The 14472-nt window shown below is 61.9% G+C and carries 12 protein-coding genes; 9 read left to right on the top strand and 3 right to left on the bottom strand.

Features of this window, described 5'->3' with window-relative positions; translation table 11 throughout:
* The first annotated feature begins 3 nt into the window (after positions 1 to 3).
* Genes wbjC through AC07PE_RS03635 form a run of 4 tightly spaced genes read left to right on the top strand, consistent with a single transcriptional unit; the run spans position 4 to position 4427 of the window.
* The gene (gene wbjC, locus AC07PE_RS03650; RefSeq protein WP_498761672.1) at positions 4 to 1116 is read left to right on the top strand and encodes a UDP-2-acetamido-2,6-beta-L-arabino-hexul-4-ose reductase; all 1113 of its coding nucleotides are present in this window, start codon (positions 4 to 6) and stop codon (positions 1114 to 1116) included.
* On the top strand, positions 1113 to 2243 hold the full coding sequence (locus tag AC07PE_RS03645) for a UDP-N-acetyl glucosamine 2-epimerase (RefSeq protein WP_498761670.1): 1131 nt from the start codon (positions 1113 to 1115) through the stop codon (positions 2241 to 2243). Before wbjC ends, AC07PE_RS03645 begins: the two co-directional genes overlap by 4 nt.
* A 10-nt stretch (positions 2244 to 2253) precedes the next feature.
* Positions 2254 to 3504 (top strand): glycosyltransferase family 4 protein, encoded by a 1251-nt coding sequence (locus tag AC07PE_RS03640; protein ID WP_498761668.1) that lies wholly within the window; start codon positions 2254 to 2256, stop codon positions 3502 to 3504.
* Complete coding sequence (locus tag AC07PE_RS03635; RefSeq protein ID WP_498761666.1) at positions 3501 to 4427, top strand: UDP-glucose 4-epimerase family protein; 927 nt, start codon at positions 3501 to 3503, stop codon at positions 4425 to 4427. The genes AC07PE_RS03640 and AC07PE_RS03635 overlap by 4 nt, the downstream gene beginning before the upstream one ends.
* Positions 4428 to 4498: 71 nt before the next feature.
* Here the strand turns inward: AC07PE_RS03635 and AC07PE_RS03630 are convergent, their stop codons facing one another.
* Together AC07PE_RS03630 and AC07PE_RS03625 are read right to left on the bottom strand one after the other, a co-directional pair.
* Positions 4499 to 5059, bottom strand: a complete 561-nt coding sequence (locus AC07PE_RS03630; protein WP_498761664.1) for a sugar transferase — start codon at positions 5057 to 5059, stop codon at positions 4499 to 4501.
* A 27-nt stretch (positions 5060 to 5086) separates the two neighbouring features.
* Entirely contained in the window at positions 5087 to 7027 is a 1941-nt protein-coding gene (locus AC07PE_RS03625) for a polysaccharide biosynthesis protein (RefSeq protein WP_498761660.1), read from the bottom strand.
* A gap of 663 nt (positions 7028 to 7690) precedes the next feature.
* Here AC07PE_RS03625 and AC07PE_RS03620 point away from each other — a divergent pair.
* The 5 genes from AC07PE_RS03620 to rfbC are packed head-to-tail and all read left to right on the top strand — an operon-like array spanning position 7691 to position 14013.
* Positions 7691 to 10543 (top strand): YjbH domain-containing protein, encoded by a 2853-nt coding sequence (locus tag AC07PE_RS03620; RefSeq protein ID WP_498761657.1) that lies wholly within the window; start codon positions 7691 to 7693, stop codon positions 10541 to 10543.
* Between the two features lie 60 nt (positions 10544 to 10603).
* A complete protein-coding gene (gene rfbB / locus AC07PE_RS03615; protein ID WP_498761655.1) occupies positions 10604 to 11662 on the top strand; it encodes a dTDP-glucose 4,6-dehydratase in 1059 nt (352 codons plus the stop codon).
* The gene (gene rfbD, locus AC07PE_RS03610; RefSeq protein ID WP_498761653.1) at positions 11663 to 12568 is read left to right on the top strand and encodes a dTDP-4-dehydrorhamnose reductase; all 906 of its coding nucleotides are present in this window, start codon (positions 11663 to 11665) and stop codon (positions 12566 to 12568) included.
* Positions 12561 to 13445: a glucose-1-phosphate thymidylyltransferase RfbA gene (rfbA, locus tag AC07PE_RS03605; RefSeq protein WP_498761651.1), complete on the top strand. Its 885-nt coding sequence runs from the start codon at positions 12561 to 12563 to the stop codon at positions 13443 to 13445. The genes rfbD and rfbA overlap by 8 nt, the downstream gene beginning before the upstream one ends.
* Before the next feature lie 16 nt (positions 13446 to 13461).
* A complete protein-coding gene (gene rfbC / locus AC07PE_RS03600) occupies positions 13462 to 14013 on the top strand; it encodes a dTDP-4-dehydrorhamnose 3,5-epimerase (protein ID WP_498761649.1) in 552 nt (183 codons plus the stop codon).
* Between the two features lie 66 nt (positions 14014 to 14079).
* On the opposite strand, the gene AC07PE_RS03595 is transcribed toward rfbC, so the two are convergent.
* Positions 14080 to 14388, bottom strand: coding sequence for a hypothetical protein (locus tag AC07PE_RS03595; RefSeq protein WP_498761647.1), 309 nt, complete (start codon positions 14386 to 14388; stop codon positions 14080 to 14082).
* Positions 14389 to 14472 lie beyond the last annotated feature (84 nt).

Raw genomic sequence — 14472 nt, 5'->3', positions numbered from 1 at the left:
TCGATGAAGGCCCTCGTTACCGGCGCCAATGGTTTCATTGGCAAAAACATCATCGTCCACCTGCAGGAACGCCCTGAAATCGAGGTTCTGCGTTTCGTTCGCGGTGAATCTTTCGACGACCTGTCCGCCAAAGTGGCGCAGGCCGATATCGTCTTCCACTTGGCAGGTGTGAACCGGCCCCAGAACGACGCCGAATTCGAACAGGGGAACTGCGCGTTGACGGAGGCATTGTGCGATGCGATCCGCGCGGCCGGCAGGCCGGTCCCGGTCGTGTACACGTCCTCGATCCAGGCCGAACGCGAGAACCCCTATGGCGTCAGCAAGCGCGGTGCGGAAGATGCCTTGCGTGCGCTGGCAGATCAGACTGGCCAGCCGGTCTGGATCTACCGCCTGCCGAACGTATTCGGCAAGTGGTGCCGCCCGAACTATAACTCGGCGGTGGCGACCTTCTGCCATAACATCGTGCACGGGCTACCGATCAGCATCAACGACCCGGATGCACAGCTGCGCCTGGTGTATGTGGACGACGTCGCCCGCGCCTTCCTGTCGCACCTTGGGCAGGATGCGCAGGGCGTCAGTGACGCCGCCGTCGAGCCGGTTTACGAAACCACCGTCGGCAAGCTGGCGGACCAGTTGCATGCGTTCAAACGCAGCCGTACCGACATGGTGACCGAACCCGTGGGCGAGGGACTCGTGCGCGCGCTGTACGCGACCTACATCAGTTACTACCCGCCCGAGCAGTTCGCCTATCCGCTGGTGAAGCATGAAGACCCGCGCGGCAGCTTTTCGGAAATGCTGAAGACGCGCGACTCCGGCCAGTTCTCCTACTTCACGGCCCATCCGGGCGTGACCCGCGGCGGCCATTATCATCACACGAAGAACGAAAAGTTCCTGGTCGTCCACGGCAAGGCATCCTTCAAGTTCCGCCACGTCGTCACCGGCGAGGAGTACGAACTTTTCACGAACGGCGACGAGCCGCAGGTGGTCGAAACCGTCCCCGGCTGGTCGCACGACATCACCAACATCGGCGAGCACACGATGGTCGTGCTGCTTTGGGCGAATGAAATCTTCGACCGCGAACGCCCGGATACCAAGAACTATAAGGTGAGAAATTGAAAAAACTTAAGATCATGAGCGTCGTCGGGACGCGACCCGAAATCATCCGCTTGTCGCGCGTGCTCGCCGCACTGGATGAGCACTGCGAGCACGTGCTGGTCCACACCGGCCAGAACTATGACTACGAGCTTAACGAGATCTTTTTCCAGGATCTCGGCGTGCGCCGTCCGGACCGCTTCCTGAACGCCGCCGGCCCCAATGCGGCCGAGACCATCGGCAACATCATCATCGCCGTCGACGGCGCGCTGGCCGAGATCCAACCGGACGCCATGCTGGTGCTGGGCGATACCAACAGCTGCCTCGCCGCGCTGCCCGCCAAGCGCCGCAAGGTCCCGATCTTCCACATGGAGGCCGGCAACCGCTGCTTCGATCAGCGCGTGCCAGAAGAGACCAACCGCAAGATCGTCGACCATATCTCCGACATTAACCTGACGTACAGTGACATCGCACGCGAATACCTGCTGCGCGAAGGCTTGCCGCCGGACCGCGTCATCAAGACCGGCAGCCCGATGTACGAAGTGCTGACCCACTACCGTCCGGGCATCGACGCCTCGGACGCTCTCGACCGCCTGGACCTGCAGCAAGACGGCTATTACGTCGTCAGCGCACACCGCGAAGAGAATATCGAGTCGGATTACAACTTCAATCGCCTGGTGGGCATCCTCAACGCCGTGGCCGAGCAGTTCGGCAAGCCGGTAATTGTTTCTACCCATCCGCGTACGCAAAAGCGTATCGATGCGATTGGGGCGACCTTCCACCCGCTGGTGCGCCTGCTCAAGCCGATGGGCTTCAAGGACTACGTCAAGCTGCAACTGGAATCGACGGCCGTGCTGTCCGATAGCGGCACGATCAATGAAGAATCGTCGATTCTGAATTTCCCGGCCTTGAACTTGCGCGAAGCGCACGAGCGACCGGAAGGAATGGAAGAAGCGGCCGTGATGATGACGGGACTCGAGGTCGAACGCGTCCTGCAAGGGCTCGCGATTCTCGCGACCCAGTCGCGCGGCGGCGAGCGCAGCCTGCGTCTGGTTGCGGACTACAGCATGCCGAACGTGTCCGATAAAGTTGTGCGAATCATCCACAGCTACACCGACTACGTGAATCGGGTGGTCTGGAAGAAGCACTAAGGAGAAGCCTGTGCGCTTGCTCGTCGTCACACAGTATTTTTGGCCCGAGAACTTCCGCGTCAACGATCTGGTCGCGGAACTCGTCCGCCGTGGGCATGAGGTCACCGTGCTGACTGGCCACCCGAACTATCCTGCCGGCGAGTTCTTTTCGGAGTTCGTTGCCGATCCGGCGAAGTTCAACAGCTATGCTGGCGCGGCTGTCGTGCGCGTGCCCCACACCGCGCGCGGCAAAGGCGGCATTCGGCTGCTGACGAACTACTTCACCTTCGCCGCGAGCGCTACGGTGCTGGGGGCATGGAAGCTGCGTGGTCGCGGGTTCGACGCCATCTTCTGCTACGAGCCATCGCCGATTACAGTGGGCCTGCCGGCGGCTTTCTTACGTGCCTTGAAGAAAGCGCCGCTGGGCTTCTGGGTGCTGGACTTATGGCCGGAAACGCTGCACGCCATCGGCGTCGTCAAGTCGGCTTCGGTTCTCAAGCTGGTCGGCAAACTGGTGTCCTTCATTTACCGTCGTTGCGACCTGATCCTGGCGCAGTCGCGCAGCTTCATCCCCCAGATCAGGAAGTACGCTGGTCCGAACAGCCAGGTGGAATACTTCCCTAGCTGGGCTGAAGCATTGTTCGACATGGGTGGCGTCGCTCCAGCACCGGAGCTGGACGCCGCGCTGGACAAGTTCACGGTGATGTTTGCAGGAAACGTCGGCGACGCCCAGGACTTCCCGGCGATCCTTGCCGCTGCCGAAGAGTTGAAACACGACAAGCGTATCCGCTGGGTCATCGTCGGCGACGGCAGGATGAGCGACTGGCTGGCGCAGGAAGTCGCCAAGCGCGGCCTGTCCGAATGTTTCCTGCTGAAGGGTCGTTATCCGGTCGACCGCATGGCCAGCTTTTTCAAGCATGCCTCGGCCCTGCTCGTGTCCCTGAAGGATGAACCGATCTTTTCGATGACGATTCCGGGCAAGCTGCAGTCCTATCTCGCCGCTGGCATTCCTCTGCTTTGCATGCTGAACGGCGAGGGCGCGGATGTGGTCGACAGAGCCGAAGCGGGAATGACCTGCAGGGCCGGCGATTCGCACGGACTGGCTCAGGCAGTGCTGCGTCTGGCCGCGATGACGCCGCAGGAGCGCGAAGTCATGGGCAACAATGGACTGGCTGCCAGTGCGGCACAGTTCGACCGTGACCGCCTGATCACGCATCTGGAATCGATGTACGCGCGGCTAACCGACTGCGGCGCCGCATCCAAGATAGAGATGGCTCAATGATTCTTGTCACTGGAAGTAATGGGTTCGTCGGCCGCGAACTGTGCCAGACCTTGGCGCAGCGCGGCATCCCCTTCATGGCCGCCGTTAGAACTGCGGCAACGCAGGGACAGGTTGCTGTCGGCAATCTCGACGGTTCGACGGACTGGCGCGAGGCGCTAGCCGGCTGTTCGGCGGTCATTCACCTGGCGGCGCGCGTGCACGTGATGTCCGATACCGTCGAGGATCCCCTGCGCACCTACCGTGAAGTCAATCTGGACGGCACGCTCCGCCTTGCGCGCCAGGCCGTGGATGCCGGTGTCAAGCGCTTCGTCTTTGTCAGCAGCGTCAAAGTCAACGGCGAGGCCACCGGCAGTAAGCCGTTCAGCGCCGCCGACCGTCCCGCGCCATGCGACCCTTATGGTCAGTCCAAGATGGAAGCGGAAAGCGCGCTGCTGGCGCTGGGCCGCGAAACCGGACTGGAAGTCGTGATCGTGCGTCCGCCTCTTGTCTATGGGCCTGGCGTGAAAGCCAATTTCCTCAACCTCGTTAAGCTGGTACGGCTGGGCCTGCCGCTGCCCTTCGGACTGGCAAATGGCTACCGCAGCATGGTTGCCGTGGAAAACCTGGTCGACCTGCTCATCACCTGCACCACGCATCCGGCTGCGCCGGGGGGCGTGTTCATGGTATCTGACGGGCAGGACATGCATGTCGGCGACCTGGTCCGGATGATAGGGAAGGCGATGGGGAAAAACGTGTTCCTTCTGCCGGTTCCACCCGTGCTGCTGCGCTCGGCAGCGCGACTGGCCGGGAAGTCGGCGGTTGCCGACCGGCTGTTTGGTTCGCTACAGGTGGACATCGGCGCGACGTGCGAGCGCCTGCAATGGAAACCGCTCGTCCCGCCGCAGCTAGCCATTGGCAGAACCGTCGACCATTTCTTGACGTAGCCGTTCAGCCCGCGGGCAGACGGATCCAGAAAAAGACTGGGGCGCATCGAGCACCCCAGTCTTTTTGCTTTTCAGTGCGTCACGCCTTCGCGCCGTGCCACTTTGATGAAGGTAAGGAACATTACCTTTGCATCGAAGAACAGCGATTGCATGCGCAGGTAGTCGGCATCGAGGCGGACCTTGTCAGGAATCGGCAGTTCGTCGCGGCCGTTGATCTGCGCCCAGCCTGTCAGGCCGGGACGGATCGTGTGCACGCCATGCTCGGTGCGCAGTTCGATCAGATTCTGCTGGTTGTACAGGGCAGGGCGCGGACCCACCACGCTCATGTCGCCGGCCAGGATGCACCACAGCTGGGGCAGCTCGTCCAGGCTGGTACGGCGCAGGAAGCCGCCGACCGGGGTCAAGTACTGGTTAGGATCGTTCAGCAGATGGGTCGCCACCACCGGCGTGTCGGTGCGCATGGTGCGCAGCTTCGGCATCGAGAAAATGCGGTTTTCCCTGCCGACGCGATCCGACCAGTACAGCACCGGGCCTTTCGAAGTCAGCTTCACCACGACCGCGAGCACGGCCAGCAGGGGAAGGAAAATCAACGATGCGATCAACGCCAGTACAAAATCAACTACACGTTTCATGTGATACCAACCTTTAACTCTTGATGTTCAGGCACGCGCTTCTTCGAGCGGTTCATCGATGCTGGGGGACGCCAGGTCCTCGCTGCGGGTCTTCCAGAAGTGGTCGTCGATCTCGGATGACGGCACAAACTCCGGCACGATCTTGCGCAGCTGCGCACGGATCGCCGCCTGGTCGCCGCGGATGCAAGCCTCGTCCAGGTGTTTCAGCATGATTTCCAGGAAAGGCCAGGCGATCTCGGCTTCCTGGGCGCGCATGATCAGTGGATGGTCGGTGCCGCTCACGTTGTCGCCGATGAGCAGTTCTTCATACAGCTTTTCGCCCGGGCGCAGGCCGACATAGCGGATCTCGATACCGCTCTCGGACATGGGCGAGCGCACTTCATTGCCACTCAGCTGGATCATCTTCTTCGCAAGATCGGCGATCTTCACGGGTTCGCCCATGTCGAGCACGAACACGTCGCCGCCCTGGCCCATCGAGCCCGCCTGAATGACCAGCTGCGCTGCTTCAGGAATGGTCATGAAGTAACGCGTGATTTCGGGGTGGGTCAGGGTGACCGGGCCGCCGGCGGTGATCTGCTTGCGGAACAGCGGGACGACCGAGCCGGACGAGCCGAGCACGTTGCCGAAGCGGACCATGCAGAATCGGGTGCTGCTGTGCTGGCGCGCGAAGGCTTGCAGGATCAGTTCGGCCAGGCGCTTGGTCGAGCCCATTACATTGGTCGGGCGCACCGCTTTGTCGGTGGAAACCAGCACGAAGCATTTCACCTTGGCCGCCACCGCCGCGCGGGCGAAACTGAGCGTGCCGAACACATTGTTGCGAATGCCTTCGACCGGATTCTGCTCGACCAGTGGCACGTGTTTATAGGCCGCCGCGTGGTACACAGTGTCGATTTCGAAATGCTGGAAGATGTCGTGCGCCTTGTCGAAGTTCAGCACGGAGCCGATGAAGGGCACGATGTCTGTCCCCTGGCCGCTAGCTGCCACTGCGGCGCGCAGTTCCTGGTCGATCGCGTACAGGGCGAATTCGGAGATATCGAGAAGGACCAGGCGACGCGGCTTCAGCTTGATGATCTGGCGGCACAGTTCCGAACCGATCGAACCGCCGGCGCCGCTCACCGCGACGGCCTTGCCGGCAATGCAGACGGAGAGCAGGGCCTCGTCGGGTGCAACCGGGTCGCGGCTGAGCAGATCCTCGATTTCGACCTGGCGTACATCGTCGACGCGCAACATGCCTTTGACCAGGTTCTTGACCGGCGGCGTGACCTTGATCTTCACCTTGAGGGACGCGAGGCGGTCAATGATCTGCTTCTGTTCGCCGCGGCTGAGAGAAGGCATGGCCATTAAGACGGTGCCTACTTTATGACGCTGGACGAGATCGGCAATGCGCTCCGAGGCATACACTTTGATACCGGTAATCGTCGCCTTGTGCAACTGAGGATTGTCGTCCACGAAGGCGACCGGAAGGTACTCTTTTCCAGGGAGCAGGGCATTGGCCAACTGGACGCCAGCATCTCCTGCACCGTAGATGATCACATTGACGCGGTCCGCTGTACGGCGGTCGCCGAGAAAGAACCCGCGCGCCAGGAAGCGGCTTGCCAGCAGGTACAGGACCAAGTTAGCGGCAAAGATCACAAAGGGAGTGGGCGAGAACGCATTGCCGAGCGACAACAGCGCCAGAAGGCCCAGCATTCCAACGGACACGGCTGCACCTTTTACTACTGTCGCGACGATCTGATGGTCGATATAACGGATGATCGCGCGATAGAGCCCGATCCGCGCATAGACGGGAATGGATACGATCGGGGCAGCCAGGATCAGCCACGTGTACGCACCGATTTCAGCCGTTTGAAAGCCGTTGAAGTGTAGCGCCAGCGCTACAACAAAAGTCAGTGGCACAAAAAATAAATCTGCCGCGGCCGCGACTGCCTGCTTTTGACGACGAGGTAGGTCGAGAAATGTTTTCTTCATATTTGTATAAAGATGACTTTTTGTTTCACCTAAATGTCATCAATTATTCGGCGCAGCGCTTTTTTGAATAACCAACCGATTCTTTCGGCGAGCGCTGTGGATTTTTTTATTCCTGAAGTCGGGTGCATTCTCACCATTTGTAACGGTTTTGCGAGTGCAGACTTGGAAGTTTGTTGCAGTACTTGATGTACTCAGAATGATACTTTATTGCTGAGGAAAAAGGCAGGCTGGAGTAGGAATATTCCTGGCTCAGTGGGGGGATTTTGAGGCTTGCATGAGAGTCAAGTAGAATGGTCTTTTTGACGATGACTAATGTGTTTCACTAGGGAGGGAAGTCACACTAATGAGGTTCTGATTACCGAAACTCAAGGTGAATATTGCTGTTCCTGAAAGACCCGTAAGCAGGAACAGTCTTATCGAACTGTTGCGCTGGCGCGTCAGCGGAATTTGAACGAATCACAGAAATGGAATGACTCGTTCTGTCTAGACATCATGAACGCCGCGCATTCACGAATTATACGATTCCGTGTTGTCTGTTATTCACCGGCCGGCTGCGCGCGTAGTTGGCTCCTCATGGTTGAGCTGATAAACTCTTACATTTGCGATTGTCATTTGGACGAGATTTCGGGTTAGAGGTCGATCGCGTCTTTGCCGGACTATTTGATGATCGCTACCGCATTCAGAAACCCATTCAAGCTTTCCCTGTGCAGTTCACTGGTCCTTGCCGCCACCAGCGCCTTGGGCGCGACGCCCACAGTGCAGGGCCAGTCGGGTTATATCAACATGCCAAGTGCCTGGGTCGAGCCGGACGGCACCTTCAGTACGGGCTATGGCTATGACAGCCCCTACGGCAGCACCTGGGTTTCGGCGACCTTCCTGCCGTTTCTCCAACTGACCGGGCGTTACGTATCGATCACTGGTACGCCAGCGTTCACGTCGATCGACGATCCGAGCTACGGCAAAGGATACGGCCGCTTCAAGGACAAGGTCTTCGACGCCAAGCTCAACGTCTGGAAGGAGTCCGGCTGGATGCCGGCCATTTCCGTTGGCGCGACCGACCTGCTCGGCACCGAGCTGTTCAAGGGCCAGTACGTCGTTGCCTCCAAAATCTTTGGACCGGCAAGGAATTTCGAAGCCAGTATCGGCTATGGACGCAAACGCCCGCACGGCGTGTTCGCTGGTGCCCGCTGGGCCCCCACCTCGCTGCCCGGCTGGGCAGTGGTTGCCGAATACGACGCCAACGAATACAAAAACGATTTTCATGCCGCTGAAACCGGCGCCGCCCTGCGTGAAAAAAGCCCTGTCCTCGGCCTCGAATACCGTTGGGGCTGGCTAGGCGCCCAAGTCGCCCGCCACCGCGACCACTTCAGCGCCAACGCCTACATCAGCATCCCGTTCTCGGAACGCGAATTCATCCCGAAACTGTACGAACCGGCGCCTTTCGACCCGAAAAAAGCGCCGCCGCGCGCTACCGCCGCCGAGTGGCAGCAGGACGGCAGCCGCGGTGCGGCGCTGGCGCAGGCCCTGGTCAAGCAGGACTTCAAGAACGTGCGCGTCGAACTCGACAGCAACGTTCTCAAGCTCACACTGACCAACAACCGGATCTCGAACATGGGCCGCGCCATCGGCCGTGCGGCGCGCACTGCGCTCGCATTTGCGCCGGAAGGCACGCGCGCGATCCACATCACGTATACGAAGCTCGAACAGCCGATCGCCACCTACGAGTTCCAGGACCTGCAGCGCCTCACCGACTATCTGACCGGCCTGGTGAAGCGCGAAGATTTCCTGCAGACGGTGGCGGTGCGCTACGCGACCCCGGCGGACCGCATCGACGACCAGCAGGGCCTGCTCGCCGCAGTCCGCGAGGAGGGCAACGGCCTGGCGGTGCAGGTCGGCCAGGACGGAAATATCGTCCAGGTCGTGTCCGAAGACCGCGAGGCAAACCGCTTCAAGACCATTCCGAAGATTTCCTTCTTCTTCAACGACCCGAGCGGCGCGTTGCGCTATGAAGTCGCGGCCGCAGCCAACTATGACAAGCGTCTGGGTCAGGGCACGTATCTGAACAGCGCATTCAAACTGAACATCCTGGAAAACGTCTCGGGCGTGACCCAGAAGTCCAACAGTCTGCTCCCGCACGTGCGTACCGATGTTGCGGAGTATAAGCGCGGCAGCCGCCTCAAGCTGAATCGACTGCTGCTCAACCAGTACCTGACCCTGGACGAAGGCCTTTACGCGCGCGCCTCGGCCGGCTTCTATGAAGAGATGTACCGCGGCCTGGGCGGCCAGGTCCTGTACCTGCCGAAGGACAGCCGCTGGGCGGCCGACCTCAGCGTCGATGCCGTACAGCAGCGCGGTTACAAAGGCTGGTTCGACAAGCTCGATTACCAGACCGTCACCGCGCTGGGCGCGCTGCACTACAAGCTCCCCTACGACGTCACCGCGACCGCACGGGCAGGGCGCTTCCTGGCGAAGGACGCAGGCGTGCGCCTCGAATTCAAGCGCCGCTTCCAGTCCGGCGTCGAAATCGGCGCCTGGTACACGAAAACCAACGGCAAGGACATCACTAACCCCGGGACCCCGGCCAATCCTTACAACGACAAGGGCGTGTTCCTCTCTGTCCCGCTGAACATCATGCTGCCGATGGATTCTCAGGCCAATGCCGGCATCGGCCTGTCCCCATGGACCCGCGACGTCGGCCAGATGGTCGCCAGCCCCGGCGACCTGTACGACCTGTTCGAGCAGCCGCGCCGCGACCTGACCACCTACGACGGCCTCGGCAACTTCGCCGAGCGCCGCGACGAGCAGAACCTGCCTGCGGTGAACCCGCCGGTTCGGCCGATGCCGAACATGTGGCCGATCTTCCGCTATCGCGTGGAGCAGTCCTTCTCGAACACGCCGACCCTGCCGCAGTGGGCCAACGGCACCATCCTGGGCGGCGGCGCGATCCTGGCCGGCGCGCTTCTCGACAAGCCGGTCGACCGCTTCATGCAGAAGCATGCAGGTTCGCGCGTTGCGCGCGCCTGGGATAGCGTCGGCAAGGGCATGCCGGTGGTGCTGGCCGGCGCCGCTGCCGGTGCGGTCGTATTTGGCGATGCGCGCGCCCAGAACATGGGCATCATTTCGCTCGAGTCGATCGCCGGCGCGGTTGCGGTGTCAATGGCCACCAAGCGCATCGTCGGCCGCGCGCGTCCCAACGAAGGGATGGGGCAGTGGAGCAAGACGTCGGACCGCTCGAACGCGTCCTTCCCGTCGAATCACAGCACGGTCGCGTTCGCGGCGGTGACGCCCTTCGCGCAGGAGTACGATGCGCCCTGGCTGTATGGTCTCGCCGCCGCCAGCTCGATGGGCCGCGCCGCGGGCCGCGAGCATTGGGTGTCCGACGTGGTCGCCGGCGGCGTGCTTGGTTATGCGATGGGCAGCTGGCTGTGGCAGAGCCAGCGCAATAACACGGGTTCGAGCTTTTCCGTCGCCCCGGGACCGAAGTCGGTCAGCGTGGCCTGGAGCGGCAGCTACTAAGGGCCCTCATGTGGCGCGTACAATACTGTCCATGTACGCGCACACAGGAGCACCATTTCCATGATCTTGACGACCGGCGGCGCCGGCTTCATCGGCAGTAACTTCGTGCTGGACTGGCTCGCCGGCTCGGACGAGCCGGTTGTCAACCTGGACCGGCTGACCTATGCCGGCAATCCCGAGAATCTCGCCAGCCTGCGCGGCGACCCGCGCCACGTCTTCGTGCAGGGCGATATCGGCGACGCCGCGCTGGTAGCCAGGCTGCTGGCCGAGCACCGGCCGCGCGCGGTCATCAACTTCGCGGCCGAAAGCCATGTCGACCGCAGCATCCACGGCCCGGAAGACTTCATTCAGACGAACATCGTCGGCACCTTCCGCCTGCTGGAAGCGGTGCGCGCGTACTGGAGCGGCCTGCCGGCGCCGGAACAGGCGGCCTTCCGCTTCCTGCACGTGTCGACCGACGAAGTCTACGGTTCGCTGGGCAAAGACGATCCTGCCTTCCGCGAGTCGAATCGCTACGAACCGAACAGCCCTTACTCGGCCAGCAAGGCTGCCAGCGACCACCTGGTACGCGCCTGGCACCACACCTACGGGCTGCCGGTGCTGACCACCAACTGCTCGAACAACTACGGGCCCTGTCACTTCCCGGAAAAGCTGATCCCGCTGTGCATCCACAACGCGCTGACCGGCAAGCCGCTGCCCATCTATGGCGACGGCCAGCAGCGGCGCGACTGGCTGTACGTCGGAGACCACTGCGCGGCGATCCGGCGCGTACTGGAGGCAGGACAGCCCGGTGAGGTCTATAACGTCGGCGGCTGGAACGAGAAGGCGAACCTGGAAGTCGTGACGACGCTCTGCGATATGCTCGACGCCTTGCGCCCGCGCGAGGATGGCCGATCCTATCGCGAGCAGATCACCTTCGTGGCCGACCGCCCCGGCCACGACCGCCGCTATGCGATCGACGCCGGCAAGATCGAGCGCGAGCTGGGCTGGAAGCCGCGTGAAACCTTCGAGAGCGGCATCCGCAAGACCGTGCGCTGGTATCTCGACCACCAGGACTGGGTGAAGAACTTGACCAGCGGCGCTTACCGCGACTGGGTCGGCAAGCACTACGGAGAATGAATGAAAATTCTGTTGACGGGGAAGGACGGGCAGGTCGGCTTCGAGCTGGTGCGCGCGCTGGCGCCGCTGGGCGAGATCGTCGCCGTCGGCCGTGCCGATTGCGACCTGGCCGACGCTGAAGCGCTGCGTGCGCTGGTGCGCCGTGTCGAGCCCGGGCTCATAGTCAATCCGGCTGCTTACACCGCCGTCGACAAGGCCGAATCCGAGCCGCAGCCGGCCTTTGCTGTCAACGCACGCGCGCCAGGCATCCTGGGCGAGGAAGCCGCGCGGCTTGGAGCGCTGGTCGTTCACTACTCTACCGACTATGTATTCGACGGCGCCGGAAACATGCCCTGGACGGAAGCCGATACGCCGGCGCCGCAGAGCGTCTACGGCAGCACCAAGCTGGCCGGCGAGCGCGCACTGGCCGAAGCGTGCCCGCGCCACCTGATCCTGCGCACCAGTTGGGTGCTGGGTGTCCACGGCGGGAACTTCGCCAAGACCATACTGCGCCTGGCGGCCGAGCGCGAGCGCCTGAGCGTCGTCGACGACCAGTTCGGCGCGCCCACCTCCGCCGCCTTGCTGGCCGACCTCACGGCCCACCTTGTCCGCCAGTATGCGCGCGAGGGCGCGCAGGCTTTCCCCTACGGGACCTATCACCTCGCGGCGGCGGGCGAGACCAACTGGCACGATTACGCGCGCTTCGTACTCGAGGCCGCGCAGCGGGCCGGCATGCTGCTGCGGGCAGGACCCGCGGACGTACTGCCGGTGCCGACGGCGGCCTATCCTACCGAGGCCAGGCGTCCCGCCAACTCGCGGCTCGACACCAGCCTTTTCGGCCATACCTTCGGCCTCCGGCTGCCGCCCTGGCAGGACGGCGTACACGAGGTATTGCGGCACCTTCTCCGGAGAGACAACGATGCTTGATCCCCAACGCAAAGGCATTATCCTGGCCGGCGGCACCGGCACCCGGCTGTATCCCGCGACCCAGGCCGTCAGCAAGCAGCTGATGCCGGTCTACGACAAGCCGATGGTGTACTACCCCCTCAGTACCCTGATGCTGAGCGGGATCCGCGAGGTTCTCCTGATCAGCACACCCCAGGACGCGGCGCGCTTCAGCGAACTGCTCGGCGACGGCAGCCAGTGGGGCATGAACATCCAGTACGCGGTGCAGCCGACGCCGGATGGCTTGGCCCAGGCCTTCATCATCGGCCGCGATTTCATCGGCAACGGCCCGTGCGCGCTGGTCCTCGGCGACAACATCTTCTATGGTCACGAACTGGCGACCCACCTGAAGCGCGCCAACGAACAGGTCGACGGCGCCACCGTGTTCGCCTACCACGTGCAGGACCCGGAACGCTACGGCGTGGTCGAATTCGACGCCGAACGCCGTGTGGTCAGCATTGAAGAAAAGCCGAAGGCGCCGAAGTCGAACTATGCGCTGACGGGCCTGTACTTCTATGACAAGAACGTGTGCAACATCGCCGCCGATATCAAGCCGTCCGCGCGTGGCGAACTGGAGATCACGGATGTTATCCAATCCTATCTCGATCAGGGCAACCTGAACGTCGAGATCATGGGGCGCGGCCTGGCCTGGCTCGATACCGGCACCCATGACAGCCTGCTGGAGGCGGCCAGCTTCATCGCCACGCTGCAGAAGCGTCAGGGCCTGCAGGTATGCTGCCCGGAAGAGATCGCGTATCGCCAGGGCTGGATCAGCGGCGCCGACCTCGAACGGCTAGCGTCTCCTCTATCGAAAAACTCCTACGGCGACTATTTATTAAAGCTGCTGAAATCTTCCTGAAACCCGACACCGAAACATGCCTTACACCGTAACACCCACCGCGATCCCCGATGTGCTGCTGCTGGAGCCCAAAGTCTTCAGCGACGACCGCGGTTATTTCTTCGTCAGCCATAACGCACACGATTTCCGGGAAGCGACCGGCTTAAATGTCGAATTCGTGCAGGATAACCACAGCATGTCCGAGAAAGGCGTGCTGCGCGGCCTGCACTATCAGATTCAGCATCCCCAGGGCAAGCTTCTGCGGGTAGTGCAGGGCAGCGTGTTCGATGTCGCCGTCGACCTGCGCAAGTCCTCGCCGACCTTCGGCCGCTGGGTGGGCGCGCTGCTCAGCGCGGACAACCGCAGGCAATTATGGATTCCACCCGGCTTCGCGCATGGCTTCCTGGCTCTGAGCGAGAAGGCCGAAGTGCTCTACAAGATCACCGATTACTGGCATCCGGAGCATGAGCGCACGCTGTTGTGGAAAGACCCGGTCTTAGGCATCGAATGGCCCATCGACGGCGAACCGCGCCTGGCGGCCAAGGATGTGGAAGGGAAGCTATTCGGGGAAATAGAAGTGTTCGAGTAAAAAAATCGGCTGCCCTTGAGCAGCCGATTTCTTTGCAACCAGGCGCACGAGGCGCCCACGCACCGATTAGTGGTGGGTGGTGGTCGAGTGGTTGGTGGTCGAATCGTTGTCCGAAGCGGCAACGGCGACAGCAGCAACAGCGGCGCCAACGGCGACCAGGGTGCCGGTCGACAGGCCAGCGATGGCGCCGGTGCCCAGGAAGCCGCCCGACGAAGCAGCACCAGCAGCGGTACCGGTAGCACCGGTCGATGCAGCGCCGGTCTGGCCAGCAGCAGCGTTACCTGCGTTCGACGTAGCCGATTGAGCGGATTCTTGTGCCAGCACTTGTGCCGACATCAGGGCCAGGATTGCGCCAGCAGCGATGATTTTTTTCATGATGGGTCCTTGTTCAAATAGGGGCGATGCAGCAATACTCTGTCGCTACGCGATTATAACAACGAAATGTTGCCTTGATTCATT

The sequence above is a fragment of the Telluria sp. GW821-FHT07G12 genome, assembly GCF_059418525.1.
Note: the sequence above shows the minus strand (reverse complement) of the source record. Positions and strands in the feature narration are given on the sequence as shown.

Coding starts and splice junctions, on each gene's coding strand:
- wbjC (WP_498761672.1), top strand. CDS start 4: ATGAAGGCCCTCGTTACCGGCGCCAATGGTTTCATTGGCAAAAACATC.
- AC07PE_RS03635 (WP_498761666.1), top strand. CDS start 3,501: ATGATTCTTGTCACTGGAAGTAATGGGTTCGTCGGCCGCGAACTGTGC.
- AC07PE_RS03630 (WP_498761664.1), bottom strand. CDS start 5,059: ATGAAACGTGTAGTTGATTTTGTACTGGCGTTGATCGCATCGTTGATT.
- AC07PE_RS03625 (WP_498761660.1), bottom strand. CDS start 7,027: ATGAAGAAAACATTTCTCGACCTACCTCGTCGTCAAAAGCAGGCAGTC.
- AC07PE_RS03620 (WP_498761657.1), top strand. CDS start 7,691: ATGATCGCTACCGCATTCAGAAACCCATTCAAGCTTTCCCTGTGCAGT.
- rfbB (WP_498761655.1), top strand. CDS start 10,604: ATGATCTTGACGACCGGCGGCGCCGGCTTCATCGGCAGTAACTTCGTG.
- rfbD (WP_498761653.1), top strand. CDS start 11,663: ATGAAAATTCTGTTGACGGGGAAGGACGGGCAGGTCGGCTTCGAGCTG.
- rfbA (WP_498761651.1), top strand. CDS start 12,561: ATGCTTGATCCCCAACGCAAAGGCATTATCCTGGCCGGCGGCACCGGC.
- rfbC (WP_498761649.1), top strand. CDS start 13,462: ATGCCTTACACCGTAACACCCACCGCGATCCCCGATGTGCTGCTGCTG.
- AC07PE_RS03595 (WP_498761647.1), bottom strand. CDS start 14,388: ATGAAAAAAATCATCGCTGCTGGCGCAATCCTGGCCCTGATGTCGGCA.